Source organism: Streptomyces sp. SID12501 (genome assembly GCF_010550245.1).
Taxonomy (GTDB): Bacteria; Actinomycetota; Actinomycetes; order Streptomycetales; family Streptomycetaceae; genus Streptomyces.
Genome location: NZ_JAAGLU010000746.1, coordinates 1 through 427, shown reverse-complemented (window position 1 = coordinate 427; position 427 = coordinate 1). Strand labels below are relative to the sequence as shown.

The window sequence follows — 427 nt, the reverse complement described above, 5'->3', positions numbered from 1 at the left end:
GGTCGAGGGCGTTGACCGGGCCGTTGCCCTCGGCCGTCGCGACGATCCGCTCGCCCTTGGCCCACAGCTTGACCGTGGCCTCGTTGGCATGGGTGCCGTCCGGGCGGTCCTCGACGATCGCGCGCCAGGATTCGATGCGGAAGTACTTGCGGGCCCGGCCCTCGACCTCGGCCCGCAGCAGCAGCTCGAAGGAGGCGTCGGCGGCCTCGTACGTGTAGCCCTGGAGCTCGCGCTCCTTGACCCGCTCGACGACCCTGGCGATCAGCGCGCGGTCGCCGCCGAGGTCGACGCCGAGCTCCTTGCCCTTCAGCTCGATGGAGGCGCGCCCGGCCATGTCGGAGACCAGCATCCGCATGGTGTTGCCGACCCGCTCGGGGTCGATGTGCTGGTAGAGGTCGGGGTCGACCTTGATGGCCGAGGCGTGCAG

The 427-nt window shown here is 71.0% G+C and carries 1 protein-coding gene; it reads right to left on the bottom strand.

The window, feature by feature from the left end:
* The coding region (locus G3I71_RS48250) for an alpha-isopropylmalate synthase regulatory domain-containing protein (protein ID WP_275409461.1) at positions 1 to 427 on the bottom strand (427 nt) is incomplete at both ends.